Below are 25,001 nucleotides of genomic sequence, written 5' to 3'. Positions count from 1 at the left end.
CCCTACTGCCCTACTGCCCCTACCCCTAGCAAAGGCAGCACGACACCATGACGTCAGACCCGGAATTCCCGGACGATTTTCGCGCCGATCTGGTCAACCTCTTCCTGTGGCGGCGGGATGTCAGGCGATTCAGGCCGACGCCGCTCCCCGAAGGCGCGCTAGAGCGGCTGCTTGACCTCGCCAGCATTGCGCCGTCGGTCGGGCTGAGCCAGCCTTGGCGTTTCGTCATGGTCGAGAGCGCGGAATGCCGCGCCGCCGTCAAGGCATGCTTCGAGCGCTGCAATGCGGAGGCGCTCGCGTCGTTCGGCGGCGAACGCGCCGCGCTCTATGCGCGCCTGAAGCTTGCCGGCCTGAACGAGGCGCCTTGTCAATTCGCTGTCTTCGCCGACCGCGGGACGCAACAGGGACATGGGCTCGGCCGCCTGACCATGCCCGCGACCATCGAATATTCGGCGGTGATGGCGATCCATACTTTTTGGCTGGCGGCGCGCGCCGAAGGAATAGGCATGGGCTGGGTCTCGATCCTCGACCCGGCCGAAATGGCGACGATCCTGGATGCACCGCCGGAGTGGACGCTGATCGGTTACTTCTGCGTCGGCTACCCCTGCGAGAACCACAGCGTGCCGGAACTGGAGCGAGAAGGCTGGGAAGTTCGGCGCGCTTCGATGGTGATAAGGCGGTAGTGCAACGGCAACGCTGCCATCCTCCCTTGCAGGGAGAATGGATATTAGGATGATTTCGCCGATCGTCGGCGTTGCCGACAAGACACCATGGCAAAGCCAGCCGTGACGGCCTTGATCTGAGGAAGGGCACAAATGCTTCGCTACGACGTGCAGGCCGAGATCTGGGTCTATCCAGGCAAGGGCGGCTGGCATTTCGTGACGCTGCCGCCGGAGCTTGGTGCACGGATCAAGACGGCAATGGCGGGGATGGCACGACCCTGGGGCTCGCTTGGCGTGGAAGCCGTCATCGGCCAGACGAGATGGCGAACATCGCTGTTTCCCGACAAGAAATCCGGCGGCCTGCTGTTGCCGATCAAGACGGCAGTGCGGGTCCGCGAAGGCCTTCGGGCTGGCGACACGGCCAAGCTGACAATCGAGATGAAGTTATGACAACATTGGTTTTGGCCGACGGCGACACGCTATGCGGCGGCTAAAGCACGTCGGCGACGCGCTTAAGTTCTTGTTTTTATGGATGTCGTTATCGCAAATCCGCTGCGCACTTTGGCGCGAGATGCATTAGCGCCAGCCCCTTGGCAAGCCGGCGGGCGGCTTGTATAGAGCCCGCCACCGTGAATTCCACTCTCTATCACAAGGACGACTCCATGGCGCTCGAACGCACCTTTTCCATGATCAAGCCGGACGCAACCCGGCGCAATCTCACCGGCGCCATCACCCAGATGCTCGAAGAAGCCGGCCTGCGCGTCGTCGCCTCGCGCCGGGTGTGGATGAGCCGCCGCGAGGCGGAAGGTTTTTATGCCGTGCACAAGGATCGTCCGTTCTTCGGCGAACTGGTCGAGTCGATGTCGTCGGGCCCAACGGTCGTGCAGGTGCTGGAAGGCGAGAACGCCATTGCCAAAAACCGCGACGTGATGGGCGCCACCAACCCGGCCAACGCCGCCGAAGGCACCATCCGCAAGCTGCACGCGCTGTCGATCGGCGAGAATTCCGTGCACGGCTCCGACGCGCCGGAGACCGCCGCGCAGGAGATCAAATACTGGTTCTCGGACACCGAGATCGTCGGCTGAGCCGATAAGTCACCACGTCATATGCAAAAGGCCGGCGCAATGCCGGCCTTTTTCGTTGCGGCGATCCGGCACCAGACGCCGGGCGCCGACACCCGCCACCTGCGCATGATGCTCAAAAACCGAAACCGGTTATCAGCTCGCGGCGTTGAAGCGCAGGATGACGCGGTCGTCTTTGTCGACGATGATGAGCTTGCCGGCGTCGACGTGATACGATGCCGCCTTGGCCAGCGCCTCGAACAGCGCCTTTTCCTCGGCCATAGTCTCGGGCGCGCAGGCCTTGAAGGTCGAACCGATGTCACTGATGGCAATCGTCGAACCATCGACTTTGGCGGTGGCGAAGTAGACGTTGCAAGGCCCGCTGCCGCCGGCCTTGCCGGCCTCGTCGATCCTGAACGTCGCCTGCGGTTCGGCGATCACACCGATGCCGTCGATATACTCGATCAGCCAGATCTGCCCGACCACCGGGGCCGACGCCGGCTGCTCGCGCGACGTCACCATCTTCAGCATGATGGTCTGCGGCGCGTCGCTCAGTGGATCGACCTGGTGGCGCATATCGGAGATGAACAACAGCCTGTCGTCGACGGTGATGCGCGCCTGCAGCGCATAGGTCATATGGGGCCGGATCACCTGGGGATCAAAGCTGATCTCGAACTTGATCGGCACCTGGCCGGCCGGCGCCACCTTGCGCTCGCCGATGACGGCGGCCGTCGCTTCGGCCAGCGAGACATCGGCAAGCTGCACGGAAAGCACGGCGTTGGGCGGCAGAGCGATGCGCTCGCGATACATCACCTCGCCCTTCAGGGTCTTCTCGGCGGCGACGGACAACTCAGGCACCACCAGTATACCAACGACCAGCGGCCCGACACCGAAGATGAAGAACTCGGCGATCCTGCCCAGCATGATCCTGCTCCCCATAATGCGCCAAACTGGTCGGAAGGTCTCGCAGGATTGCGGTGGTTCCGTGGCGCCCCACACGGGCTGTTCACACGGCGGCGCCTTCCGGCGGCTCGTTGCCCTGTGGTCGGCCTCCTTGGCGTGACAGGCGAAATATTGCTCACGCCAAGTCCCCAGGTGATCACAAAGTCGTGTTCCAAAAAGATGTAACGCAGGGAACCTCCGGACCGAACTGGCCAATGCGCGCTTGAGGAATGGCGCGCGCAACAACCCAATCGGAGGTGAAATCATGTCAACAAGATCAACCGTGAGCGCGGCCTTCCTGGCCGGCGCCGTTGCCACGGCTCTTGCTTCTTTTGCGACGGCCGCGCCGCTGTCCGAGGCAGAGGCCAAGGCGGCGATGGATGCCGGCAAGGAGAAGTGCTTTGGCGTCGCCCTGAAGGGGCAGAACGACTGCGCGGCAGGACCTGGCACCACCTGCCAAGGCACCTCGACTGTCGATTACCAGGGCAACGCCTGGAAGTTCGTCGACGGCGGCACCTGTACGACGATGGACCTGCCCGGCGACCGCAAGGGCTCGCCCACGGGGCTGACCCGCGACATCCCTTCCTAAGCAATGCAAGCTGCCCGGAAAGCGGAGATGAAGATGAACGGACTGGCCCCGGCATCCCGCATATCGAAAACCTCGCGCTTTCCGGCGCACCCGATCGCCGGCCTTGCCGGCACCAGTTTCAAGCACGAGCATCTGCACGCGATCCTTGGCGACGGCCCAAAGGACTGCTTCTTCGAGGTCCACGCCGAAAACTACATGGGGGCCGGCGGTCCGCCGCACGATGCGCTGGCCAGGATTCGCCGCGACTATCCCGTTTCGCTGCACGGGGTGTGCATGTCGATCGGCGGACCGCGGCCGCTCAACAAAGTGCATCTCGGCCGTTTCAAGGCGCTCGTCGACCGCTATGAGCCGGCGCTCGTTTCCGAGCATCTCGCCTGGTCGACCCACGACACCACCTATTACAACGACCTGCTTCCCCTGCCCTATACGCCGGCAACGGTTTCGCGCGTCGCGGATCACATCGATGAGATGCAGGAGACGATCGGCCGCCCGATCCTGCTCGAGAACCCCTCGACCTACGTCCTTTTCGCGGAATCGACGATGAGCGAGACGGATTTCATCGGCGCGCTGGTGCAGCGCACCGGTTGCGGCCTGCTGCTCGACGTCAACAATGTCTTCGTTTTGGCCACCAATCACGGCTATTCAGCACTTTCCTACCTCGCGGATTTCCCGCTCGCGCATGTCGGCGAAATCCATCTGGCCGGGCACGCCGAGCAGGAGGATGACGAGGGCGACCTGCTGCTCATCGACAGCCATGACGGTCCGGTCGCCGACGCGGTCTGGAAGCTCTTCGATATCGTCATCGGCCGATGCGGACCGCTGCCGACGCTGATCGAGTGGGACAGCGCCATTCCCGACTGGCCGGTGCTCAAGGCGGAGGCCGCCGCCGCCCAAGCGATTCTCGACCATCACGCCGACAGCCACCAAGTGTTCGGAAAAGCCCATGCCGCAGGATAAACTCCAGTCGGGCGATCTTGGCCACCGGTTCGACTATGCCGCGGCATTCACCGCCGGTTTGCTCGATCCTGACCGTGTCCCGCCTGACGCTGTCTCGGGGCCGAACGGCAAGGCAGCGGTCAAACGATACGCCGTCTACCGCAACAACGTCACGGTCAGCCTGATCGATGCGCTGGCCGCCAGCTTTCCAGCGACGCTGCGCATCACCGGCCCGGACTTTTTTCGGGCGATGGCGCGCTTCCATGTCCGCGAAACGCCACCCACTTCGCCGCTTCTGTTCGAATACGGCCACGACTTTCCCGACTTCATCGAGCGCTACGACTATGCGCGGCCGATGCCATGGCTGGCTGACGTGGCGCGCTTGGAGCGGGCCTGGCTCGACGCCTATCATGCCGCCGACGCGGAACCGCTGGCTTGCGTAGCACTGGCCTCGATCCCGCCCGAACGGCTGGCCGATACCGTGTTCGTACGGCACCCGGCAACGCATGCCATTCGCTCGCGCTATCCGGTCGTGACGATCTTTGCGGCGAACCTGCGCGACGGCCCCGTCGGGCGGATCGAGGCGGACGGCCCTGAAGATGCGCTGGTCACGCGGCCCGGGCTCGAAGTCTTTGTTCGCCACCTGCCGCCCGGCGGCGCAGCTTTTCTGGATCGTCTGATGGCGGGCGAGCCGCTCGGCGCGGCGGCCGCGGCAGCATTTGCGGAAACTGCCGAATTCGACCTTGCCGCCAACATTGCCGGCCTGCTGCAAGCAGGCGCCTTCACAGCGGCAGACCAGGGAGGGTGAGCATGACGAACCATGGATGGAACGCCAGCACCGAGCCGCGAGGGACTGCCACCCTCGTCGAGAGGGTGAATGCCGCGCTGCGCACGAGTGCCACACCTTCGCTGACGCAACTCGTCCTGCGCTGCGCCCTCGCTGTCCCGTTCTGGCGGTCCGGTGTCAACAAATGGGACGGGTTTTTGCAGTTGAACGAGGTCGCCGTGCTGCTTTTCAGCTCGGAGCTCAAGCTGCATCTGCCCGGCGGCCCCTACGTTTTTCCTGCGCCTGGGCTGGTGGCGTTCGCCTCAGGATCGGCGGAAATCCTGCTGCCAATTCTTCTCGTTCTCGGCCTAGCGACACGACTGGCGGCATTCGGCCTGCTCGTGATGACGCTGGTCATACAACTCACCGTGCCGGACGGCTGGCCGCTGCACATCACCTGGGCGGCGATGGCGCTCGGCATCATGGCGTGGGGACCCGGCCGGGTTGCGCTCGATCACTGGATCGGCACTGACAAGGCTGATGGGAGGCCGAGGGGTGATCGGGGTTGATGTGAACCTCGCCCTCCAGCGGTGACGCGAAGCATCAATTTCGTTTCGGCACGGCCTGCTTCCAGCGGCTGGCGGCCTCGTCGTCGGCCTCCTTGGCATCGACCCAGCCGCCTGCCGAGCCGTCGGTGTGATGTTCCTTCTTCCAGAACGGCGCGCGCGATTTGAGATAATCCATCAGGAAGTTCGCCGCCTCGAACGCCGCCTGCCGATGCGCGGAGGCAGCGACCACCAGCACGATGTTCTCACCGGGCGCGATCCTGCCGTGGCGATGGATGGCGGTGAGCCCCTGCAGCGGCCAGCGGTGAACCGCCTCGGTGGCGATGCGGCCGATCTCGGCCTCGGCCATGCCGGGATAATGTTCGAGCTCGAGTGCCGCGAGCCTACCTGCCTCGTCGCGGCAGAGACCCGAGAAAGTAACCACGGCGCCGATGTCGGCGCGGCCTTGCGTCATCTTGGCGATCTCGGCGGCGACATCGAAATCCTCCGCCTGGATGCGCACCGTCGGCACCACCGCGCCGGGCATTTCAGCCACCCGTCATCGGCGGGAACAGCGCGATCTCGCGCGCGCCTGATATCTTCTCGCGGTGCTCGACATGTTCCTGGTTGATGGCGACGCGGATCACGTCAGGATATTGCAGCGCGTGCTCGTACTCCTCGCCGCGCGATTTCAGCCAGCGCAGCAGGTCGGCCACCGTCTCGATGCCGGCGGGCAATTCGACGTCCTCTTGCGGCTTGCCGATCCGCTCGCGCACCCAGGCGAAATAGATGAGCCTCGTCGACATGCTACTCATCCATGATGTGCTTGAGGCCGGCGCGGAAATAGTCGTAGCCGGTGTAAAGCGTCACCAGCGCGGCGATCCACAACAGCACCAGCCCGACCTGGGTGGTCAGCGGGAAGATCTTGTCGCCGGCAGGTCCGGCGAGCAGGAAGGCGATGGCGATCATCTGGATGGTGGTCTTCCACTTCGCCAGCTGCGTCACCGGTACCGAGACCTTCAGCGCCGCCAGATATTCGCGCAGGCCCGAGACCAGGATCTCGCGGCACAGGATGATGATTGCCGCCCACAGCGACCAGCCGGCGATGCCGGCATGCCTATCGGTATCGGCCGCCAGCAGCAGCAGGCATGTGGCGACCAGCAACTTGTCGGCGATCGGATCGAGCATCTTGCCGATATTCGAGGTCTGCTGCCAGGCGCGCGCCAGATAGCCGTCGAAATAATCGGTGATCGAGGCGAGCAGGAAAATGACCAACGCCGACCAGCGGGCGAAGTCGCTCGACTTCAGATGGCCTTCGAGAAAAAAACACAGCACAACCAGCGGCACCGCTAGGATGCGGACGTAAGTGAGCATGTTGGGCAGGTTGAATGCGCGCTGGGCCATTTCTTTGGAACTCTTTCTACCTGCCTACTCAAATCAGAAGCGAATGTGGGGGGTCAACAGATGATAGTCGATGGACCAGCCGAAAATAGCCGAATCATCAGCTCTCGTGAAAATGGTTGTAGACCAGCTTGGCGACCTGCTCGGAAATGCCATCGACCTTGACCAGATCCTCGATCGCGGCGCGGCTGACCGCCTTGGCGGTGCCGAAATGCATGAGCAGCGCGCGCTTGCGACCGGGACCGATGCCGCTGATCTCGTCAAGCGGGCTCTTGACCATCTCCTTCTTGCGGCGGGCGCGGTGGGAGCCGATGGCGAAACGGTGGACCTCGTCGCGCAGCCGCTGAACGAAATAGAGCACGGGGTCGCGTACGGGGAGCGAAAACGGTGGCTTGCCCCTGACGAAGAAGCGTTCGCGGCCGGCGTCACGGTCCTGGCCCTTGGCGATGCCGATGGCCTGGACGCGGTCCTCGATGCCGAGGTCGGCGAGGATTTGTCGTACCGCCGTCATCTGGCCCTGGCCGCCATCGATGAGGATGACGTCTGGCCAGGCCGGGAAGCCGCCTGCATCCTCGATATCGTCGCCCTGTTCGGCCAGGATGTCGTCCGCCGCCTGTTCGCTCCGCGGCACATCGCCATGTTCCTTCAGGAGGCGGGAGAAACGCCGCTCCATCACCTCGCGCATCATGCCGAAATCGTCTCCCGGCGTGATCTCGGTCGAGCGGATGTTGAATTTCCGGTACTGGTTCTTCACGAAGCCTTCCGGCCCGGCGACCACCATGGCGCCGACGGCGTTGGTGCCCATGATGTGGGAGTTGTCGTAGACCTCGATGCGCACCGGCGGTTTCTTCAGGCCGAAAGTCTCGGCGAAACCGGTGAGCAACCGCCCTTGCGTCGAGGTCTCGGCCAGCCGGCGGCCGAGCGCCTCACGGGCATTCTGCAGGGCGTTGTCGGTCAAATCCTTCTTCTCGCCGCGCTGCGGCACCGAGATCGCCACCTTGCGACCCGCGCGGGTGGAGAGCGCCTCAGCCAGCAATTCCTGGTCCTCGACGCCATGCGACAACAGGATGGCGCGCGGCGTCGGCTTGTCGTCATAGAATTGCGCCAGGAACGAGCCCAGCACCTCGGCCGCCTCCATCGCCGGATCGGCCTTGGGGAAATAGGCGCGGTTGCCCCAGTTCTGGCCGGTGCGGAAGAAGAAGACCTGGATGCAGACCTGGCCGCCTTCCTGATGGATGGCGAAGACATCGGCCTCGTCGACGGTCTGCGGGTTGATGCCCTGATGGCTCTGCACATGCGACAACGCCGCCAGCCGGTCGCGATAGATTGCGGCGCGCTCGAAATCGAGATTCTCCGCGGCCTGCTGCATGGCGGCGGAGATGTCGGTCTTCACCTTCTGGCTGCGGCCGGACAGGAAGTCCTTCGCCTCGGCGACCAGCCTGGCATAGTCACTATGCGAGATTTCGCCGGTGCACGGGCCGGCGCATCGCTTGATCTGGAACAGCAGGCACGGCCGGGTGCGGTTCTCGTAGAAGGAGTTGGTGCAACTCCTGAGCAGGAAGGCGCGCTGCAGCGAGTTGATGGTGCGGCCGACGGCGCCGGCCGAGGCGAAGGGGCCGAAATAGTCGCCCTTGCGCGAGCGCGCGCCGCGATGCTTGTAGATGCCGGGCGAGACATGATCGCCGGTCAAAAGGATGTAGGGAAACGACTTGTCGTCCCGCATCAGCACATTGAAACGCGGCCGCAAGCGCTTGATAAGGTTGGCTTCCAGCAGCAGCGCTTCGATCTCGGTGCGGGTGACGACGAACTCCATCGTCGCCGTCTCGCGCACCATGCGGCCGATGCGGCTGGTGTGGAAGCGGCCTTGTGCGTAATTGGTCACCCGCTTCTTCAGGCTGCGCGCCTTGCCGACATAGAGCACGTCGCCTGCGGCATCCATCATGCGGTAGACGCCGGGCGCGTTGGGCAGCCGTTTGACCAGCGTCTGGATGACTTCGGCGCCGACCATGCCGTCGGCATCGCCAGCATGCGGCGTCCAATCGATGGCGGTGAAGGCGACGTCAGGGCCACCGGGGCCGGGCGTTGACGGTTCGACGATCTCCTCCGCCACCTCGTCCTCGAGGTCGACATCGGGCGGCAGGTCGTCGGCGGCGCCGACGCGTTTGTGTTTCTGGTCCATGGGACTCATTCGACAATGCCTGTCACATCCGGCGTCTGCCATGCAAGGTGCTGGCCGCCGTCGAGCGCGATCATCTGGCCGGTGACCGAGCTTGCGCCCCAGAGATAGCGGATGGTGGCGCCGAATTCAGGCAATTCCGGGCCGCGCTTCAGGATCAGGCCGTCGACCTGTGCGGCAAAGTCGCTGTCTTGCTGACGCGCGCTCTTCAGCGTCGGGCCGGGACCGATGGCATTGACGCGAATGCGGGGTGCCAGCGCCTGCGCCATCATCTGCGTCTGCGTCCACAATGTCGATTTCGACAGCGCGTATGAGAAATAGCGGGGCCTCGGGCGCCAGACGCGCTGGTCGATCATATTGACGATCAGCCCTTCCTCGCCTTCCGGCAGCGCGCGGGCGAATTGTTGCGCCAAAAATGCCGGCGCCTTCACGTGGATGGCGAAGTGACGGTCCCAGGCAAGCCAATCGACGTCCTGAACCGTATCATCCACGAACAGCGACGCATTGTTGACCAGCAGTGTAACAGGCCCGAGCGCGGCTTCGGCGCGGCCAACGAGGTCCTCGACCGCGGCCATGTCGGTCAGGTCGGCGGCGACCACAGCAGCGCGGCCACCCCCCTGGCCAAAGTGACCGCTGTTGATCCGCGCGGCCAATGCTTCCGCCTCGGCCCGCGAGCGGTTGCAATGGATGGCGACGGCAAAACCGTTCGCGGCGAGATCCTCGACGATCGCCTTGCCGATCCGCTGGCCCCCGCCCGTCACCAGCGCCGTTCCAGCGGCCTTGCTCATCCTGTCAATCCTCAATGGGGCTCGATTTTGAGCCAGCCGGCAAAATATGGCCGGCGAAGCGTTAAATGCCGTTCGGACCTTGGGCAGCATTGTGGCAAAGCGGCCGGATCGGTCTTTCGACTGTGGCCGGGACTCGGCCTGCCAGCCGCAATATAGGGCTACGGACCCCTTGCTCCAAGCGTCGTTCAGCGCGGCACGGCTAAGCCTCCTGACACCATCTGTTGCGCAGATGCAACGTCAAAGTTCAGCCTTATTCGTGCCAGGTAATGACCCAAGTTCAGGTTCGCTTCAGCCGTATTTTGACACGACATTCGGAACCGTTGAGCGCCAGACCCGTTTTTCCCCCCGGCGGGTTGAGGGCGCTTGTGAAAAGCAAGCCTGTGCCTGTGGCTTAAGGAGTAAAGAACAATGCAAGCCAATCTTAAATTTGCGCGACCGCTGGCGGTGGCGTTCGGGCTCTTCGCCCTCGGCGGAACCGCCTATGCTGCTGACGTCATCGCGGAAGAGCCGCCGGCCCCCGCCCCGATCGCCGAACTTCCGGTCGCTTCCTGGGCCGGTCCCTATGCCGGTGTGAGCGTCGGCTACGGCTTCAGCGGTCACGCCGATGCCGAGGATATCGGCACTGACGTCGACACCGATGGTTTTGTCGGCGGCGTCTTCGGCGGCTATCAGTGGCAGGCGGAGAACTTCGTCTACGGTGCTGAAGCCGATATCGGCTATAGCGGCATCGAGGGCGACGATGGCGGTGTCGAGGCCAAGGGCGGCTTCGAAGGCTCGCTGCGTGCCCGCCTCGGCTACGCCGTCACCCCGGAAATCCTGCTCTACGGCACCGCCGGTGGCGCGCTCAAGAACCAGGAGATCGAAGCGCTCGGCGCCAGCGACGAAAACACCATGCTCGGCTGGACGGCCGGCGTCGGTACCGATATCAAGATCACCGACAATGTGTTCGGCCGTGTCGAGTATCGCTACACCGACTTCGGCGACAAGGACTTTGACGGTATCGGCAAGGTCAAGTCGACCGACAACCGCGTCACCTTCGGCGTCGGTATGAAGTTCTAAAATCGTCCAAGCCACGACACGAAAAAGCCGGGCCTCGTGCCCGGCTTTTTTATGACCCCTTCTCTGGCTGCCGCTCACGCCGGGACGCAGGGTTTCAGCTCGGGAAACTTCTCGTCAAATCGCGCCGCCCAGCGGATCAGCCGATTGCGGCCCTTTTCCCATTTTCCGGCAAAGCGCAGTGAGAGATAGCCAAGGCAGGCGCGCAGCGCCAGCTGGCCGGCGGTGATCTTCTTTGGCAGTTTTGGCGGATTGGCGTTGAGCAGATCGAGCGCGCTGGTGATCTTCGCCCACTGGCGGTCGAGCCACGGCTGATAGACCATATCCTCGGGGCGCGTGCGCCGCTCATAGACCATCGACAGCGCGCAGTCGCAGATGCCGTCGGCCAGCGCTTCAAGCACTTCCGCATCGAGGCGCTTGTCGGGATTGCGCGGAAACAGCGCGTTCTTCGACATGCGGTTGAGGTGCTGGGTAATGGCGCGGCTATCGTGGATCGAGCGGCCGTCGTCGAGCACCAGCACCGGGATCTTGCCGAGTGGATTGGCGTCGATCAGATCAGCCGGTTTGTCTTCGGTTTTTATCGGCACGAGCTCGACGGCGATGCCGGCATAAAGCGCGGCCATGCGCACTTTGGAACTATAGGGTGACGTGGACGCGTAGAGCAGTCTGGGCATGATCGGGTTCCTGTTTGCCGAGTACAGAGCATGGACGCGCAAAGGCCGCTGTAGCACTTTGAATTTGCGTATGATCCATTTCCGCGACACTGTTGGCCGGACATCCCGACATGATCAACAGCCCACAGGCGGAAAAACCGGGCGCCACAGCGAACGACCGTCCTCTTCCACGATCCGCAGGCAGATGAGCGGTACAGTGCCAGCCTGAGAGCATCTGAACAGGTCAGACGGGTTCGAAACCGAGCCAACTCGGTCTTGCACCAAGAATTTTTCTCCGGGCACAGAGAAATGCCCCACCGGACTTCGCCATAAGGCGAAGTCCTGGGAGCTGCGAAAAGCTGTCTTCCCTCCGCCTCTGTTGCTGCCCGAGCACTGACCCTGCGAGCGAGGCGCCTATCCGGCACCCGCCCTCAACCGTCCTCAGCACTGTCCTCCGCGAGCGAAGAAGCGCGATTACTTCTTGGCCTTCGCGGTCGCGGCCTTCGCCTTTGGTTTGGCCGCAGGCGCTGCTTTCTTCACCGCTACCGAAGACTTCGCTGCCGCCGCTTTCTTTGCCGGCGCAGCCTTCTTGGCCGGTGCAGTCTTGGCAGGCGCAGCTTTCTTCGCTGCCGGCTTGGCCGCGGCCTTTGCAGCCGGCTTCTTGGCCGGTGCTGCTTTTGCCTTGGCGGGCGCAGCCTTGGCCGGTGCTGCTTTCTTCACTGCCGGTTTTGCCGCAGCCTTAGCAGCCGGCTTCTTGGCGGGCGCTGCTTTTGCCTTGGCCGCGGCGGCCTTCGGTTTGGCAGCAGGTGCTGCTTTCTTCACAGCGGCTGCGGCCTTTGCCGCCACTGCCTTTACTGGTGCTTTCTTTGCCGGTGCCTGCTTTGCCGGTGACTTGGATGCCGGCGCTTTGGATGACTGTTTAGCCATATCATGCCCCTTAGTTGTGCCGACGGCCGTTAATGACCCGGCGCGTAATGCATATCTGACTCGCGCTTGTCTAGCCAGCGAAGCATCAGCATGATTTCCGAAGTTTAAGTTTCGGTTACAGGCGACACTACGCTCGTGCTGATTTCGCAAAATGCCGGCGCTGCTCTTCGAGCTTTGCCGACCGTTTGCGACAGACATTCTGCGCGCATTGCCGGAACCAATCCCACTTCAAGGCGCTGAAGCTTAGCAAGTTTTTTGTTCGTTGATCGTCGGCCGACACCACCATGACGGCTGCTTCATCGATCTCATCTTCTTGTTCTAGCAGGCGATCTACACAAGCTGCAAAAGCAAAGCGCGGCAATTCCGCTGCCATGATTTGTCCGCGGTTGACAGATTACTCTATTTAGCAGAGTATTCTGAATCATCTGGAAGAGCGCATGTCATTCGCGCAATATCGGGCGGCGCTGTCCCAGATCAGTGAGACTGAACGCCGGACACCACAGCAGGCCCGATAATGGCTGCCGACGAAATCATCCACCAGAGCGTGCGGCTCAGGATCATGGCGGCGCTGAATTCTCTGGAACGGCGCGAAGCGCTGGAATTCACCCGATTGAGGCTCATCGTCAATGCGACCGACGGCAATCTCGGCTCGCATATCGATACGCTTGCCACGGCGGGCTATGTCGATGTCGAAAAGCTGTTTGTCGGACGTCGACCGCAGACGCGGGTCAGGGCGACGTCAATCGGACGGCGCGCCTTTCGCGGTCACGCCGCTTTCCTTCGCGCCATCCTCGATGAGGCGGAGCAGCCCGGCAAACGCGTTCAGCGCAGGACGCGGCAGCGGCCGTTGTAGACCATCCAGCGGTCGAAGCCCGCGACACAGAATTCGACATTATCGCCGATCGAGGCAAAGCCCTGCCCTTCCTCGATCAGATACCAGATGGTGCGGGCGTGGCCGTCGGACAGGCTGACGGTGGCGCCGCAATAGCGGCGGCCGATCGGCCAGGTTTCGTTGGCTGGCAGATAGCGATTCTGGTGGATGCCGTGGAAATCGACAATCGCGACGTCGGGCAGATTCGGCACGTGGTGCACCTGGTAGGAGAAGCGGCTGGTGATCTTGTTCAGCACCCAGGCCTCACCGCAAACGCCGCTGTCTTCTTCGGTATAGACGGCAAGGTCGGCCGCCTTTGCTGGCTGGGTGACAGAGAGGAACGTGCCGAGCGGCGTGCAAAGCGCTATCAGTGCGGCAAGGGCGGATTGGGCGAAGCGAGTCATGGCAGCCTCTTATGGTCGACTGCGCGCACTGTGCGGATTCGCTTGCGCGCGGTCAAGCGGTTGTAGCGACAATGGTTTCCTAGTTTGAAATCGCCTTCAACGAGGACAGGCGCGCGGATAGCTCTGCCGCCCTACGCCGCCAGCCATTCCAGCGTCCAATGCGCCGGTTTTTCAATGACAAGCAAATTGTGCAAAGCCGGCAGCAGTGTGCGCAATTCGCCCTCCAGCGTGAACGGCGGGTTGACCACCACCATGCCGCTGCCGTCAAGGCTGGGCTCGGCCGACGGCGGCCTGATCTCGAAGCCGATGTCGAGCAGCTTCGGGACACCTGACTGCGCCAGCGCATTGCGGAATGCGGCGACCGCCTTGCGGTCCTTGACCGGATACCATAACGCATAGACGCCGCCGGGCCAGCGCTTGTGGGCATTGCGCAGCCCATAGACGAGGCGGTCGAATTCGCCCTCCTCCTCGAAGGGCGGATCGACCAGCACGAGGCCGCGCTTTTCCTTCGGCGGCAGATGCGCGCCGAGTGCCAGCCAGCCGTCGAGCTCGATCACCCGGGTCTGGAAATCGCCTTGGAACAGCGCCCTCAGCTTCGCGGCGTCCTGGCGATGCAACTCGATCGCCGACAGCCGGTCCTGCTTGCGCATGAGATGACGCGCGATCAGCGGTGAGCCCGGATATTTTTTCACGCCGCCTTCAGGATTGAGCGAACGGACGGCTTCCAGATAAGGCGCCAGTAGCGCTGCCGCCGGTGCGTCAAGCGCGGCATCGACCAGTCGGCCGATACCGCCTTGCCATTCGCCGGTCTTTTGCGCTTCAGTCGACGATAGGTCGTAGCGGCCGATGCCGGCATGGGTGTCGATGACGCGAAAGGCCTTGTCCTTCTGCTTCAGATATTCGACGAGCCGGCTCAGCACGACATGCTTGATGACATCGGCGAAGTTTCCAGCGTGATAGGCGTGGCGGTAATTCACGATCTAGTTCGAGCCCCTGCCCCAGCGTGGCGGTGGCGGCTGCGAGTTCGGATTTTGCGGCCGGCGGCCGCCGAAACGCAACGCCAACAGCAGCCCAATCAGGCCGGCCGCTATCAGCGAGAAACCGACCGGCCGCGCCCGGCGATCGATCTCACCGGCGCCGGAACGCAGCACGAGGTCCACCGCCCGCATCTCGATGCCTTCGGCGTCGCCCGGGCCGATGGTGAAGAGGTACGGGCCGGGGCTGACCTTCGCGATCAGGCCGGCTTCGTCGCGAAAGATCTTGTCCGGCAGTTGCGGGCTGACCTGGCGCGGATTTTCCGAATGGTTGAATCGCAGCGTTGAGGCGAGCACGGTCCTGCCGCCGGTGGCGGCGGTCAGCGTCAGCACGGTGCGTTGTTGCGAGACGACGAGGCGTTCGGTTCTCGCGGTGAGGTCGACCAGCACCCGCACCGGCGCGTCGCGAGCGGCCAGCGGCACCGTCACCGGCATGAACCGGCCCTGTTCGTAGACCCGCCAGGTGCCGATCTCATGGCCGGAGAAATTGGTCATCGCCCAGGGATAGACGACGCCGATGCTGATGCCGGCGAGCAGGATCAGAAGAAACAGAAAGCGCATGCGCTCGACTACCTTGCCGGATATTAGCATTAGCGCCGCCGCGGGCGCGTTCCATCTCGTCCCAGAGCTATGTCGAGGCCGAGATCAAATGTCGTATCGAATTCGGCGGTGCCAAGATAGACAATAGCATCGGACCCAAAGGTGGGAACCGGTTTTGGGAGAATCCGAATGATCTGAACGCCCGATAAGGACGATCAGCCTTTCCCCTGCTGGAGGCTCGTTTCCAATGCGCGTATTCCAGTCTCGTCGAACAAATGCAGATGTTGCGGCGGGAAAGCCACCGTCACCGTCGGGCCAGCCGTCAGCGCCGCCCTGTCCAGCGTGAAGACGTTGAATGGCAGGCCATGCAGGCCGAGATGCAGGATGATGCCGAAGCCGGTCGGCTCGATCAGGTCGACCGTCGCCCTCAGGCGGCTCTCCGATGCCGGCGACATCTCGACATGCTCCGGCCGGATGCCGAGCGTCACCGCCGCGCCTTCCTCCAGTTGATAACCAGACGAAAGCCCAATCAGCGTTCCGTCAGGCAATCGTGCGCCGGCCGTGCCTGCGCCGACCTCATAGCGCGCCGACAGAAAATTCATCGCCGGCGATCCGATGAAGCCGGCGACGAACAGGTTGGCAGGGCGGTCGTAAAGCTCCAGCGGACTACCGACCTGCTGCACCACGCCCTCATGCATGGCGACGATCCGGTCGGCCAGTGTCATCGCCTCGATCTGGTCGTGGGTGACATAAATCGAGGTCGCGCCGAGATCGCGGTGCAGCTTCTTGATCTCTGCCCGCATCTGCTCACGCAAGCGCGCATCGAGATTGGACAGCGGCTCGTCGAACAGGAATGCCTTGGGCTGTCGCACGATCGCGCGGCCCATCGCCACGCGCTGACGCTGACCGCCCGACAGTGCCTTCGGCCGCCGCGCAAGCAGCGGCTGCAGCTCAAGCTTCCTGGCTGCATTGCTGACGGCGGCCGTGATCTTCTCGCGGGCAGCCTTGCGGATGCGCAGGCCGTAGCTCATGTTCTCGGCAACATTCATGTGCGGATAGAGCGCGTAGGACTGGAACACCATGGCGATGTCGCGGTCCTTGGGCGCCCGCTCATTGACGCGCATGCCGTCGATCCGGATCTCACCTTCGGTCACCTCCTCGAGCCCGGCGATCATGCGCAGCAGCGTGCTCTTGCCGCAGCCCGACGGTCCCACCAGCACCACGAACTCGCCGTTCTCTATCGACAGGTCGACGCCATGCAGCACGGAGATGACGCCGAAATTCTTGCGGACGTTGCGGATGTCGATCGATGCCATTGAACCTCACTCAGCCCTTGACCGCGCCGGCCGTCAGGCCCTGGACCAGATAGCGCTGGATGAACAGGAAGAAGAGGCAGGCCGGGACCAGCGCCAGCACGCCGGCCGCCATCATCTGCCCGAAATCGACCGAAAACTTCGACACGAAGGTGAGCAGACCGACCGGAAACGTGGCGGCGCTGTTGCCCGAAATCAGCATCAGCGCGAACAGCAGTTCGCTCCATGCGGCGGTGAATACAAAACCCAGCGTCGCCGCAATGCCGGGCAGCGTCAGCGGCAGGACGATCTGGCGAAACGCCATGAACTGCGTGGCGCCATCGATCTTGGCCGCCTCCTCCAACTCCTTGGGAATGCCGTTGAAAAACGACTGCATCAGGAACGTCGCGAAGGGGATGTTGAAGGCGGTGTAGACGACCACCAGCCCGGTCAGGCTGTTGGTCAGCCCGAGTGGCGAGAGCATCTTGAAGATCGGCGCGACCAGCATCACCAATGGAAACATCTGGGTGAGCAGCATCAGCGCGACCAGCCAGTATTTGCCGCGGAAGGTGAAGCGCGACAGCGCATAGCCGGAGAGAGACGCAAGCAGCGTCACGATCACGGCCGTCGCGCCGGCAACGATCATGCTGTTCCTGAAGAAGACCGGGAATGCGCTGTGGGCCAGCACGAAGCGGAAATGTTCAAAGCTCATCCGGGACGGCCACATGCGCACGCCCTCGGAATAGAGCAGGTCGTTCGGCGTGACCGATACTTTCAACAGCCAGAACAGCGGGAACAGTGCAAAGAGGACGTAGCAGAGGATCGCCAGGCGGTGCAGCGCGGTGCCGAAGGTCGAATAGCTGTTCATCTGGTCATCCCGATCAGGCCCGATCCATCAGGACTTGCCGCAGCATGACGATCAGCATCGAATAGGCGAGCAACAGGACGAGCAGCACCAGCGCAATGGCCGAGGCATAGCCGAAATCCAGGGCCCTGAAGGCTTGCGTGAAGATGTAGCTCGCGACGATCTGGGTGCGGTCGGCAGGCCCGCCGCTGGTCATGACAATGATCAGGTCGGCGAAGTTCGAGATCCAGACGGTGCGCAACAGCACGGTGATCGCAATGGTCGGCGCAAGGAACGGCAAGGTGATCGACGTGAACCGCCTGAATGCCCCGGCGCCGTCGATCGCCGCCGCCTCGTAGAGGTCGCGCGGGATGGCCTGGAGCGCGGCCAGCAGCGTGATGGCGAAGAAGGGAATGCCCCACCAGACGTTGGCGATGATCGGTCCCCACATGGCAAGCTGCGGATTGGAAAGGATGTTGGCCGGTTCATTCATGAGGCCGAGCGCATAAAGCCAATGCGGCAGCGGTCCGATGACGGGGTTGAACAGCCACGCCCAGTTGAGCCCGGTGAGGAAAGTCGGTACCGCCCAGGGCAGGAACACCAGCGCCTGCGCTATGGCGCGGCCGGCGAACGGCCGGTCGAGCAACAGCGCCAGGATCAGGCCGAACACGAATTGCAGCAAGACGGACGCGCCGGTCCACCACAGCGTGTTGCGCAGCGCCCGATAGAAATTGTCGTCGTCATAAAGGGTGCGAAAATGATCGAGCCCGACATAGCCGCCGGAGAAGGGGTTGAGCAAGTGCACGTCGCGGAAGGCGTAGGACAGGCCTAATACCAGCGGCGCCAGCATGATGGTGACGATCAGAATCAGCGCCGGGGCGGTGTAAAGATATGGCTCGGCATGGCGCGTGATCCGGTCGACCAGCGACCGGCGGCGCGATTCCGGGAACCCGGCGGTGGCGTCAAAGACCATCAGCTAACGCTTTCGCTCCAATTGGCCATCCGTCCAATCGACCATCCTTCCAATCGACCCTCCTTCCAATTGACCATGGACGAGACGTATCGGAGCCACCCGCGATGGGCGGCTCCGATGCCTGGCGTCCGCCGTTTATTTCTTGGCCAGGTATTTCTGCTGCGCCTTGGTCAGATAGTCGGCCCACTGGTTGGCCATTTCCTCTGGCGTGATATCGCCAAGCAGTGCCTGTTGACTGGTCTTGATGACCATGGAGTCCTTGAAGAAGGCGAACTCCTCGAGATAGGTCGGCATAACTGTTGGCACCGCATCCTTGTCCTCGAGTTCAGCGAACCAGCCCTTGAACTGCTCGCTTGCGTAGAAGGGATCCTTTTCGGCCGACTTGTGGACCGGCAGCGCTCCGGTGCGCTTGTTCCACTCGACATTGCCCTCGGGCCCTTCGAGCGTTTCGATCAGCTTCCAGGAGAGGTCCTTGTTCTGGCTGGCCGCCATCATCGACCAACCGGCATAGCCGATGGTCGGGAACGTCTTGCCGCTCGGCCCCTTCGGCATGGTCGTGACGCCGTAGTCTTCCGGCTTCATCCGCTCGGCTATCGCGATCAGCGCGTCTGGATCCTGATCAAGCATTGCGCAGGTGCCGGTGTAGAATCCGGCGACGATTTCGTTAAAACCCCAGTTGACGCTGTCCTTCGGCGCCAATCCCTTCTTGTACAGATCGACGACCCAGGTCAGTCCCTTGACCCAGCCCTCGCTGTTCATGGTCGAGGTGCCGTCCTCATTGAAGAATCCGTTGGAGCCGGCCATGGTTGCGCCGAACATGATCCAGCCGTTGAGGCCACCCGGCCCGCCGCGCAGGCAGTAGCCATATTTGCCTGGAAGCTTGGATACTTTCTCCGATACCGCCACGAACTCGTCCATTGTCTTGGGCGGCTCGGTGACACCAGCCTCCTTGAACAGCTCCTTATTGTAGAACATCGCCCGCAGATAGAAGCCGTAGGGCAGCATGTAGGCGGTGTTGTTCACGTCGCGGCCGAGTTCGAGCGCGCGATCGGTGAGGCCCGAGGTGTGCTCCCATTTGGCAAGATAGGGTTCGAGGCTTTCGAGAAGGCCGTTGTTGGCATAGAGCGACAGCCAGGTGTCCGGCATCTCCATGACGTCGGGGATTTCGCCGGCAGACACCATGGTCGCGAATTTCTGGAACGCCTCGCCCCAGGGCAGCGAGATCACCTCGACCTTGGTGCCCGGGTTGGCCGCCTCGAATTTGGCGACGATCGACTTCAGGGTTTCGGTACGCTCGGGGCTGGTGATCACCTCCACGAGCTTCAGCGTCGTGTCGGCGAGTGCAGCACCCGACATCAGTACGGTGGCGAATGCGGCGATAAGAAGCTTCTTCATTTTCCGTTCCCTTCTTGTCTGGTTGCTTCAGGTCTTTTCTTCGGAAGCGGCGTCGATCGCCGTTTCCAGGTCACTCCACAGCGCCTCGGTTCCCTCGAGGCCGACATGGAGACGCACGGACCGCGGATGGACGCCGAACGCCATCGCGGAATTGGGTTGGGCCTTCTGCTGCAGCACGACCTCGCCGGGCACAATGAGGCTTTCGTGGCCGCCCCACGACACGCCCAGCTTGAACAGCTTGAGGCGGTCGGCAAAGGTGCGGATGTCGATGCCGTCGCGGAAGACAAATGAGAACAGGCCCGACGTGCCGGTGAGCCCCGCGGGAAGCAGGTTGGCCAACCCTGGATGGCAGACCCTCTCAACGATTGGATGATCCCGCAGGCGCCGTGCGATTTCGAGGCCGGAGGCCTGATGAGCGCGCATCCGGATCGGCAGTGTGCGCAAGCCGCGAATCAAGAGCCAGGCATCGAATGGCGACAGCTTGCCGCCGAGATATGGATAGGCTTCGCCGCGGATGCGGCCGATCAATTCCTTCGAGCCCGCGACCACGCCGGCCACCACGTCGCTGTGGCCGCCCAGGTACTTGGATGCGGAGTGGACCACAACGTCGACGCCGAGCGACAGCGGCCGCTGAAAGACCGGGCTGGCCCAGCTGTTATCGATGATGGTCGGGATGCCGCGAGACTTTGCCAGCGCAGCGAGCGCGCCGATGTCATGCGTTTCCATGACCCAGCTGGTGGGGCTTTCCATATAGAACAGCCTGGCGCCAGGCAGCGCGCTCGCGACAGCCGCCTCGTCGCGCCCATCGACATAGGTCACCTCGATGCGCATGCGCGCGAGCAACGTCCCGAACAGTCTGAACGCGTCCGGGTAGATATGCCTGACCGCGACAATGCGGTCTCCCGGTTCGACGAAGCTCAGCACGGCCGACGAGATGGCGGACATGCCGCTTGCAAAACCGATCGCGTCCTCGGCGCCCTCCAGCTTCGCCAGCATTTCCTCGAACATGCGCACGGTCGGGTTCAGCCCGCGCGTGTAGGTCGGCCGCACTTTTTCGCCGCGGTATGTCTCGAGCATCTCGTCATAATTCGAGAAGGTGAAGAGCGAGGTCTGCACGATCGGCGGGACGACGGCATCGAAGGCGTTGCCCTCGTCATGGGCGGCGATCAGCGAGGCCTGGTCGAAAAAATCCGGGCCATTCATTTCGACATTTCCTCGATATCCTCTTCCACGATCTCGAGGATCTTCAGCGTTTTTCCGCGCGCCAGCTCCGCGTCCCCGGCGACGATGGCATCGAACAGCTCACGGTGATACGGGAACGATCGCCGCGCGAAATCCTGCCGGTCGAAAGGATGGTCCCAGAAGCGCTCGAACGCTTCGCGCATCTGCCCCAGGAGCTGCCGGAAAAGCGGGTTGTGCGTGGCATCGTAGACCGCCAGGTGAAAGGCCAGGTCTTCCGGCCCCGACGTGCCGGTGGCGAGATGGACGCGCTCCATCTCGATGAGTTTCTCCTCGATCGTCCGCAGATCGTCGACTGTCCGCCGCCGCGCCGCAACCATGCTTGCCTCGGCCTCGATGCCGCGGCGCACCTCGAGGGTATGCAAGAGACCGTCGCGCAGCTCAACCGTATTGAGCGACAGCGGCAGATGGATCGTTCCGGCGGATATCGGCTTGAGAAGATAGGTGCCGCTGCCTTTGCGGGTCTCGGTGACGCCGAGGGCTTCGAAACGCCCCATCGCCTCGCGAATCGTCGAACGCCCCACGGAAAGCGCGGCCATCAGTTCGCGTTCGGTCGGAAGCCGGTCGCCGCTCTTCAGCGCAGCGCGCTCGACATAGTCTGCCAGCGCTTCCATGACTTGTTTGCCGCGGTCCAACGGCGGGAGCGTGGCGATTGCCACACGCGTGGCAGGTGCCCCGGGCAGTTCGCCGCGCATACGCATGGGTACCTACGCACAAAATTGGTCTGACATCTTAGCAGTTTTGCGCGCCGCCGGCCTTTCGTCAAGTGGCCTCGGCAGTGCAGAGGTTGCATTTCGGCTCACACCCATTGCGGAACCTTGGACGTTGCCGCGTCTTCTGCGACCTTGCAAAAATCAGCTGCAAACTGTGACTTTAATCAGCGATTTTGCGACAGTCGCTTTCAGCCATAGCTACCGTTCAGCCTCATTTTGGAGAGAGGCCATCGAGCAGGAAGCCGAGGCCATTCCTGAAAGCGCCGTCCCAATCATTGTCCAACAGCAGACGAGAGCGTTCGATTGTCGGATAACGTTCGCTGAGACGTGTAAGGCGCTGCTGCGCAGCGGCCCTGTCGTCGTCCGAGAGGTCGAAGCTCGACCGGGTGATGGTGGCGCCCATCACATAGTTCCAGAGCGACCATATCGCAACGTTCACATCCGCGTCCGCAACGCCGGCTCTGGACAACGTCTTGCTCAGCAGTTCCAAGCGACCGAGGATGTTCGGGCCGAGCGCCCGGCGCGGCAACAGCGTTGCCGACCAAGGGTGGCGCAGCATGCTGGCGCGCCAGTCTTCAAGCACATGAACGACTTCTCCGCGCCAGTCTTGAGCTATTTGCGGCGGTCCGCGATATTCAAGCACCGAGTCGAGCGCCAGATCAAAGACATCCTCTTTGTTGTCGACGTGCCAATACAGGCTCATCACGCCCGAGCCGAGGCGATCGGCCAGCCGACGCATCGTCAATCCGTCGACTCCTTGAGCGTCAAGCAGTTCCACCGCGGTCGCCACGATTCGTTCCCGAGAGAGCGGCGGTTCACTGCGCGGCTCCTGCAAGGGCTGGAGCCGCTCATTTATCCCTCGTTTGCTCCGGCCGCTGCGTTTGGCCGCCATCCGTCTTCCTCGCTGTTCAGAACGTCGATTTTGACCGGCAACGCGAACGAATGTCGATCTGAACGATTGACTCGTACGGCGTACCATACGATGACTCGTACGTCGCACGAGTCATCGTATGGGCGATACGGTTAAAGTTCAATAATGCCGGCCGCGAGGCACGTTGCTCGCATAGCCAAGAGAAAATCATGTCACGCGCAATCAAGCATCTGCTTATCGAAGGGCTAATCATCATGACCATGGGAGTTCCCACTGCCACGACAGCCAAGGAGAAGGATCTCAAGCTGACCATCGTCAATCCACAAAACCTCTACGACCCGTCGCCAAATGGCTACAGCACGGCGGTGATCACGCCGCGCGGAGCCCGGGTGGCCTACATCTCCGGACAGGGCGGGCAAGACAGCACGGGAGCCTTGTCGCCCGACTTCGCTGTCCAGGTTGAGCAGGCCTACACAAATTTGCGCACCGCCCTCGATGCGCTCGGTGCGAGGCCGGATCAGGTCGCCAAGCTCACCGTCTTCGTGGTCGATCACGATATGTCCAAGCTCGAGGTGTTGACCAAGAACGTCAAAAAAATGTTCGGTGAAGCGCTGCCGGCGCAGACCCTGATTCCCGTCCCCAAGCTTGCAATTGACCCCATGCTCTTCGAGGTGGAGGCCGTCGTCATTCTGGAATAGTGGTGCCGGTCGCCTTTGGCAATTGTCCAGAGCTTCGCGGAATTACGAATTACGGATCGCGGTAGGGACGCTCAGCAATGGGCGTCCTACCGCGATCAGTAATTAGACGCCATCAACAGCAAAACCGGACAGCCGGCATTTCCGAGATCATGCCATAATTGGACATTTTGCTGATTTGCCTCCCTGACTGCGCTACAACAAGGCACAGATGGTGCTTAACGGGGTCTGCATGATGCGGGCAATCCGATCCGCCTTGGCAATCGTCCTACTCTCCGTTTCCGCTTTCGGAGCCGATAATTCTTCTGGAGAGGATGCGATTAGGAGCCTCCTTATCAGACCGGAGACCTGGACGATGTACTTGGAGTTCACGGACGCGGCGATGCCCAGCGACCGAGCCCAGAAGATGATTTGGGAGTACTTTCAGCGTGATCAAAAGGTAATGGGACGCCGGGTCGGCCTCGCATTTGGAGGCTGCGATCTTGAACTCTCGTTGAGAAGCTACGGGTTCAGTTTTCGTTGGTGCCCGCCCCTCGACGCCGGCGGGCCATCACTCGTTTACGATCCGAGTGATCCACAATACCCCTTCAAGGGTCACGGTCCGCAAAAGGTCTGGCTCAAGGCAAACGAATGAAGGAGGGTGGGCGCGATGGTGGCGCCCGCCACCCTTCCGCTCATGCCGGTACCGGGTTGTTGCCGGCGCCCAGGCCACTGGAATATCGGTGACAGTGCCCTTGTCTATTTTGCAATCTAATTGGCACAGCCGTCATCGCGCGTAAGCCCGACCGCATCGCCGAGCAAATTGGCAAGGCCGTGAAAAGGGGAAAACGAGGCAGGCGACGAAGGAAGAATAGTGGGGATCGAGGAGCCGAATGTGATGGAATTGGATGGCGTACGTGCGTTGGTATTCGACGTGTTCGGCACTGTCGTCGATTGGCGCAGCGGCGTGGCGCGCGATGCTGAGCCGTTCCTGAAGCGGCATGGAGCAGGATCCGCTATCCCTACCGCTTTCGCGGATGCGTGGCGTCGCCGTTACTCTCCAGCGATGGAGGAGGTGCGCAGCGGCCGGCGGCCCTTTACACGGCTCGACGTGCTGCATCGGGAGAATCTGGAAGCCATATTGCCAGAATTCGGGATCGACCCGGCTTCGATGCCAGCGTCCGAGTTGGACGAACTGAACCTGGCATGGCACCGATTGGAGCCATGGCCGGACGTGGTGGCCGGCCTTACACGGCTCAGGGCCCGCTATATCATCGCGCCGCTCTCGAACGGCAACATCGTCCTCATGCTCAATATGGCGAAGCGCAGTCGCATCCCCTGGGATGCGATCCTCGGCGCCGAAGTCGTGCAAGCCTACAAGCCTGCGCCGGAAGCCTATCTTCGCACCGCTGACGTCCTGTCAATGAAGCCGGATGAGATCTGTCTTGTGGCCGCCCACAATGGCGACCTTGCAGCGGCTCGGGCATGCGGATTGCGAACAGCCTTTGTCCCGCGTCCGACCGAGCACGGGGTAGCGCAGACCACGGATCTGCACCCTGATCAAGCCTGGGACCTGGTGGCCAGCGACTTCATTGACTTGGCTGAACGACTTCAGTTGTAGCAACCCCAGGTTGCTGATCGCCCAGGCG

Annotated in this window: 30 protein-coding genes; 12 read left to right on the top strand and 18 right to left on the bottom strand. The window is 62.5% G+C overall.

The genetic code is table 11. The features are described 5' to 3' along the window. Positions 1 to 47 precede the first annotated feature (47 nt). The 3 genes from bluB to ndk all read left to right on the top strand — a co-directional run bounded on the left by bluB (position 48) and on the right by ndk (position 1,747). Positions 48 to 683, top strand: coding sequence for a 5,6-dimethylbenzimidazole synthase (gene bluB / locus AC0L18_RS12035; RefSeq protein WP_473492379.1), 636 nt, complete (start codon positions 48 to 50; stop codon positions 681 to 683). Positions 684 to 815: 132 nt separating this feature from the next. Next, positions 816 to 1,112 carry a DUF1905 domain-containing protein gene (locus AC0L18_RS12030; RefSeq protein WP_473492377.1) on the top strand — a complete coding sequence of 99 codons (297 nt, stop codon included), beginning with the start codon at positions 816 to 818 and terminating at the stop codon, positions 1,110 to 1,112. A gap of 212 nt (positions 1,113 to 1,324) precedes the next feature. Beyond that, positions 1,325 to 1,747, top strand: a complete 423-nt coding sequence (ndk, locus tag AC0L18_RS12025; protein ID WP_077375544.1) for a nucleoside-diphosphate kinase — start codon at positions 1,325 to 1,327, stop codon at positions 1,745 to 1,747. 132 nt (positions 1,748 to 1,879) lie between these two features. Here the strand turns inward: ndk and AC0L18_RS12020 are convergent, their stop codons facing one another. Next, the gene (locus AC0L18_RS12020; RefSeq protein WP_473492376.1) at positions 1,880 to 2,647 is read right to left on the bottom strand and encodes a YbaY family lipoprotein; all 768 of its coding nucleotides are present in this window, start codon (positions 2,645 to 2,647) and stop codon (positions 1,880 to 1,882) included. Positions 2,648 to 2,930: 283 nt separating this feature from the next. Between AC0L18_RS12020 and AC0L18_RS12015 the strand changes: the two genes are divergently transcribed. From AC0L18_RS12015 to AC0L18_RS12000, 4 genes are read left to right on the top strand one after another with little or no spacing between them, the layout of a single operon-like run. Beyond that, positions 2,931 to 3,254 carry a BufA1 family periplasmic bufferin-type metallophore gene (locus AC0L18_RS12015; RefSeq protein ID WP_473492374.1) on the top strand — a complete coding sequence of 108 codons (324 nt, stop codon included), beginning with the start codon at positions 2,931 to 2,933 and terminating at the stop codon, positions 3,252 to 3,254. A 27-nt stretch (positions 3,255 to 3,281) separates the two neighbouring features. Then, positions 3,282 to 4,211: an MNIO family bufferin maturase gene (bufB, locus tag AC0L18_RS12010; protein WP_473492372.1), complete on the top strand. Its 930-nt coding sequence runs from the start codon at positions 3,282 to 3,284 to the stop codon at positions 4,209 to 4,211. Beyond that, the gene (locus tag AC0L18_RS12005) at positions 4,198 to 4,998 is read left to right on the top strand and encodes an HvfC/BufC N-terminal domain-containing protein (protein WP_473492371.1); all 801 of its coding nucleotides are present in this window, start codon (positions 4,198 to 4,200) and stop codon (positions 4,996 to 4,998) included. Before bufB ends, AC0L18_RS12005 begins: the two co-directional genes overlap by 14 nt. A 2-nt stretch (positions 4,999 to 5,000) precedes the next feature. Continuing rightward, positions 5,001 to 5,525: a DoxX family protein gene (locus AC0L18_RS12000; RefSeq protein WP_473492369.1), complete on the top strand. Its 525-nt coding sequence runs from the start codon at positions 5,001 to 5,003 to the stop codon at positions 5,523 to 5,525. A gap of 34 nt (positions 5,526 to 5,559) precedes the next feature. On the opposite strand, the gene AC0L18_RS11995 is transcribed toward AC0L18_RS12000, so the two are convergent. From AC0L18_RS11995 to AC0L18_RS11975, 5 genes are all read right to left on the bottom strand, one after another. Beyond that, entirely contained in the window at positions 5,560 to 6,048 is a 489-nt protein-coding gene (locus AC0L18_RS11995) for a molybdenum cofactor biosynthesis protein MoaE (protein ID WP_473492367.1), read from the bottom strand. A gap of 1 nt (position 6,049) precedes the next feature. Further along, complete coding sequence (gene moaD / locus AC0L18_RS11990) at positions 6,050 to 6,307, bottom strand: molybdopterin converting factor subunit 1 (RefSeq protein ID WP_023800670.1); 258 nt, start codon at positions 6,305 to 6,307, stop codon at positions 6,050 to 6,052. 1 nt (position 6,308) lies between these two features. Further along, positions 6,309 to 6,905, bottom strand: coding sequence for a CDP-diacylglycerol--glycerol-3-phosphate 3-phosphatidyltransferase (gene pgsA / locus AC0L18_RS11985; protein ID WP_027152639.1), 597 nt, complete (start codon positions 6,903 to 6,905; stop codon positions 6,309 to 6,311). Between the two features lie 97 nt (positions 6,906 to 7,002). Then, on the bottom strand, positions 7,003 to 9,090 hold the full coding sequence (uvrC, locus tag AC0L18_RS11980) for an excinuclease ABC subunit UvrC (RefSeq protein WP_473492366.1): 2,088 nt from the start codon (positions 9,088 to 9,090) through the stop codon (positions 7,003 to 7,005). Further along, complete coding sequence (locus AC0L18_RS11975) at positions 9,087 to 9,866, bottom strand: SDR family oxidoreductase (protein ID WP_473492364.1); 780 nt, start codon at positions 9,864 to 9,866, stop codon at positions 9,087 to 9,089. The genes uvrC and AC0L18_RS11975 overlap by 4 nt, the downstream gene beginning before the upstream one ends. Positions 9,867 to 10,274: 408 nt before the next feature. Between AC0L18_RS11975 and AC0L18_RS11970 the strand changes: the two genes are divergently transcribed. Next, a complete protein-coding gene (locus tag AC0L18_RS11970) occupies positions 10,275 to 10,925 on the top strand; it encodes an outer membrane protein (RefSeq protein ID WP_091590581.1) in 651 nt (216 codons plus the stop codon). Between the two features lie 74 nt (positions 10,926 to 10,999). Here the strand turns inward: AC0L18_RS11970 and AC0L18_RS11965 are convergent, their stop codons facing one another. Continuing rightward, on the bottom strand, positions 11,000 to 11,596 hold the full coding sequence (locus AC0L18_RS11965) for a glutathione S-transferase family protein (RefSeq protein ID WP_473492362.1): 597 nt from the start codon (positions 11,594 to 11,596) through the stop codon (positions 11,000 to 11,002). 460 nt (positions 11,597 to 12,056) lie between these two features. Here AC0L18_RS11965 and AC0L18_RS11960 point away from each other — a divergent pair, with 460 nt between their 5' ends. Further along, positions 12,057 to 12,596 (top strand): hypothetical protein, encoded by a 540-nt coding sequence (locus AC0L18_RS11960; protein WP_473492361.1) that lies wholly within the window; start codon positions 12,057 to 12,059, stop codon positions 12,594 to 12,596. Between the two features lie 33 nt (positions 12,597 to 12,629). Here AC0L18_RS11960 and AC0L18_RS11955 read toward each other — a convergent pair whose 3' ends face one another. After that, positions 12,630 to 12,875 (bottom strand): hypothetical protein, encoded by a 246-nt coding sequence (locus AC0L18_RS11955; protein ID WP_473492360.1) that lies wholly within the window; start codon positions 12,873 to 12,875, stop codon positions 12,630 to 12,632. Positions 12,876 to 13,016: 141 nt separating this feature from the next. Between AC0L18_RS11955 and AC0L18_RS11950 the strand changes: the two genes are divergently transcribed. Beyond that, positions 13,017 to 13,355, top strand: coding sequence for a transcriptional regulator (locus AC0L18_RS11950; RefSeq protein ID WP_473492359.1), 339 nt, complete (start codon positions 13,017 to 13,019; stop codon positions 13,353 to 13,355). On the opposite strand, the gene AC0L18_RS11945 is transcribed toward AC0L18_RS11950, so the two are convergent. The 10 genes from AC0L18_RS11945 to AC0L18_RS11900 all read right to left on the bottom strand — a co-directional run bounded on the left by AC0L18_RS11945 (position 13,325) and on the right by AC0L18_RS11900 (position 22,699). Further along, positions 13,325 to 13,777 carry a hypothetical protein gene (locus AC0L18_RS11945; RefSeq protein ID WP_473492357.1) on the bottom strand — a complete coding sequence of 151 codons (453 nt, stop codon included), beginning with the start codon at positions 13,775 to 13,777 and terminating at the stop codon, positions 13,325 to 13,327. The genes AC0L18_RS11950 and AC0L18_RS11945 overlap by 31 nt on opposite strands. Positions 13,778 to 13,908: 131 nt before the next feature. Then, a complete protein-coding gene (locus AC0L18_RS11940; RefSeq protein WP_473492355.1) occupies positions 13,909 to 14,754 on the bottom strand; it encodes a 23S rRNA (adenine(2030)-N(6))-methyltransferase RlmJ in 846 nt (281 codons plus the stop codon). A gap of 3 nt (positions 14,755 to 14,757) precedes the next feature. Then, complete coding sequence (locus AC0L18_RS11935) at positions 14,758 to 15,372, bottom strand: hypothetical protein (protein WP_473492458.1); 615 nt, start codon at positions 15,370 to 15,372, stop codon at positions 14,758 to 14,760. A 194-nt stretch (positions 15,373 to 15,566) separates the two neighbouring features. After that, positions 15,567 to 16,667, bottom strand: a complete 1,101-nt coding sequence (locus tag AC0L18_RS11930) for an ABC transporter ATP-binding protein (protein ID WP_473492353.1) — start codon at positions 16,665 to 16,667, stop codon at positions 15,567 to 15,569. 10 nt (positions 16,668 to 16,677) lie between these two features. Then, positions 16,678 to 17,511: a carbohydrate ABC transporter permease gene (locus tag AC0L18_RS11925; protein ID WP_473492351.1), complete on the bottom strand. Its 834-nt coding sequence runs from the start codon at positions 17,509 to 17,511 to the stop codon at positions 16,678 to 16,680. A 13-nt stretch (positions 17,512 to 17,524) separates the two neighbouring features. Continuing rightward, complete coding sequence (locus tag AC0L18_RS11920) at positions 17,525 to 18,460, bottom strand: carbohydrate ABC transporter permease (RefSeq protein ID WP_027152651.1); 936 nt, start codon at positions 18,458 to 18,460, stop codon at positions 17,525 to 17,527. A gap of 135 nt (positions 18,461 to 18,595) precedes the next feature. Beyond that, positions 18,596 to 19,855, bottom strand: a complete 1,260-nt coding sequence (locus AC0L18_RS11915) for an ABC transporter substrate-binding protein (protein ID WP_473492349.1) — start codon at positions 19,853 to 19,855, stop codon at positions 18,596 to 18,598. Between the two features lie 27 nt (positions 19,856 to 19,882). Next, positions 19,883 to 21,058 carry a PLP-dependent transferase gene (locus tag AC0L18_RS11910; RefSeq protein ID WP_287341789.1) on the bottom strand — a complete coding sequence of 392 codons (1,176 nt, stop codon included), beginning with the start codon at positions 21,056 to 21,058 and terminating at the stop codon, positions 19,883 to 19,885. Continuing rightward, complete coding sequence (locus AC0L18_RS11905; protein WP_473492348.1) at positions 21,055 to 21,789, bottom strand: FadR/GntR family transcriptional regulator; 735 nt, start codon at positions 21,787 to 21,789, stop codon at positions 21,055 to 21,057. The genes AC0L18_RS11910 and AC0L18_RS11905 overlap by 4 nt, the downstream gene beginning before the upstream one ends. Positions 21,790 to 22,018: 229 nt before the next feature. Beyond that, the gene (locus AC0L18_RS11900; RefSeq protein ID WP_473492347.1) at positions 22,019 to 22,699 is read right to left on the bottom strand and encodes a TetR/AcrR family transcriptional regulator; all 681 of its coding nucleotides are present in this window, start codon (positions 22,697 to 22,699) and stop codon (positions 22,019 to 22,021) included. A gap of 188 nt (positions 22,700 to 22,887) precedes the next feature. Between AC0L18_RS11900 and AC0L18_RS11895 the strand changes: the two genes are divergently transcribed. Continuing rightward, a complete protein-coding gene (locus tag AC0L18_RS11895; RefSeq protein WP_473492345.1) occupies positions 22,888 to 23,376 on the top strand; it encodes a RidA family protein in 489 nt (162 codons plus the stop codon). A gap of 850 nt (positions 23,377 to 24,226) precedes the next feature. Then, positions 24,227 to 24,973: a haloacid dehalogenase type II gene (locus tag AC0L18_RS11890; protein ID WP_473492343.1), complete on the top strand. Its 747-nt coding sequence runs from the start codon at positions 24,227 to 24,229 to the stop codon at positions 24,971 to 24,973. Positions 24,974 to 25,001 lie beyond the last annotated feature (28 nt).

Source organism: Mesorhizobium sp. WSM4819, from assembly GCF_055811215.1.
The sequence above is the reverse complement of the archived record's forward strand: the minus strand, read 5'-3'. Positions and strand labels throughout refer to the sequence as shown.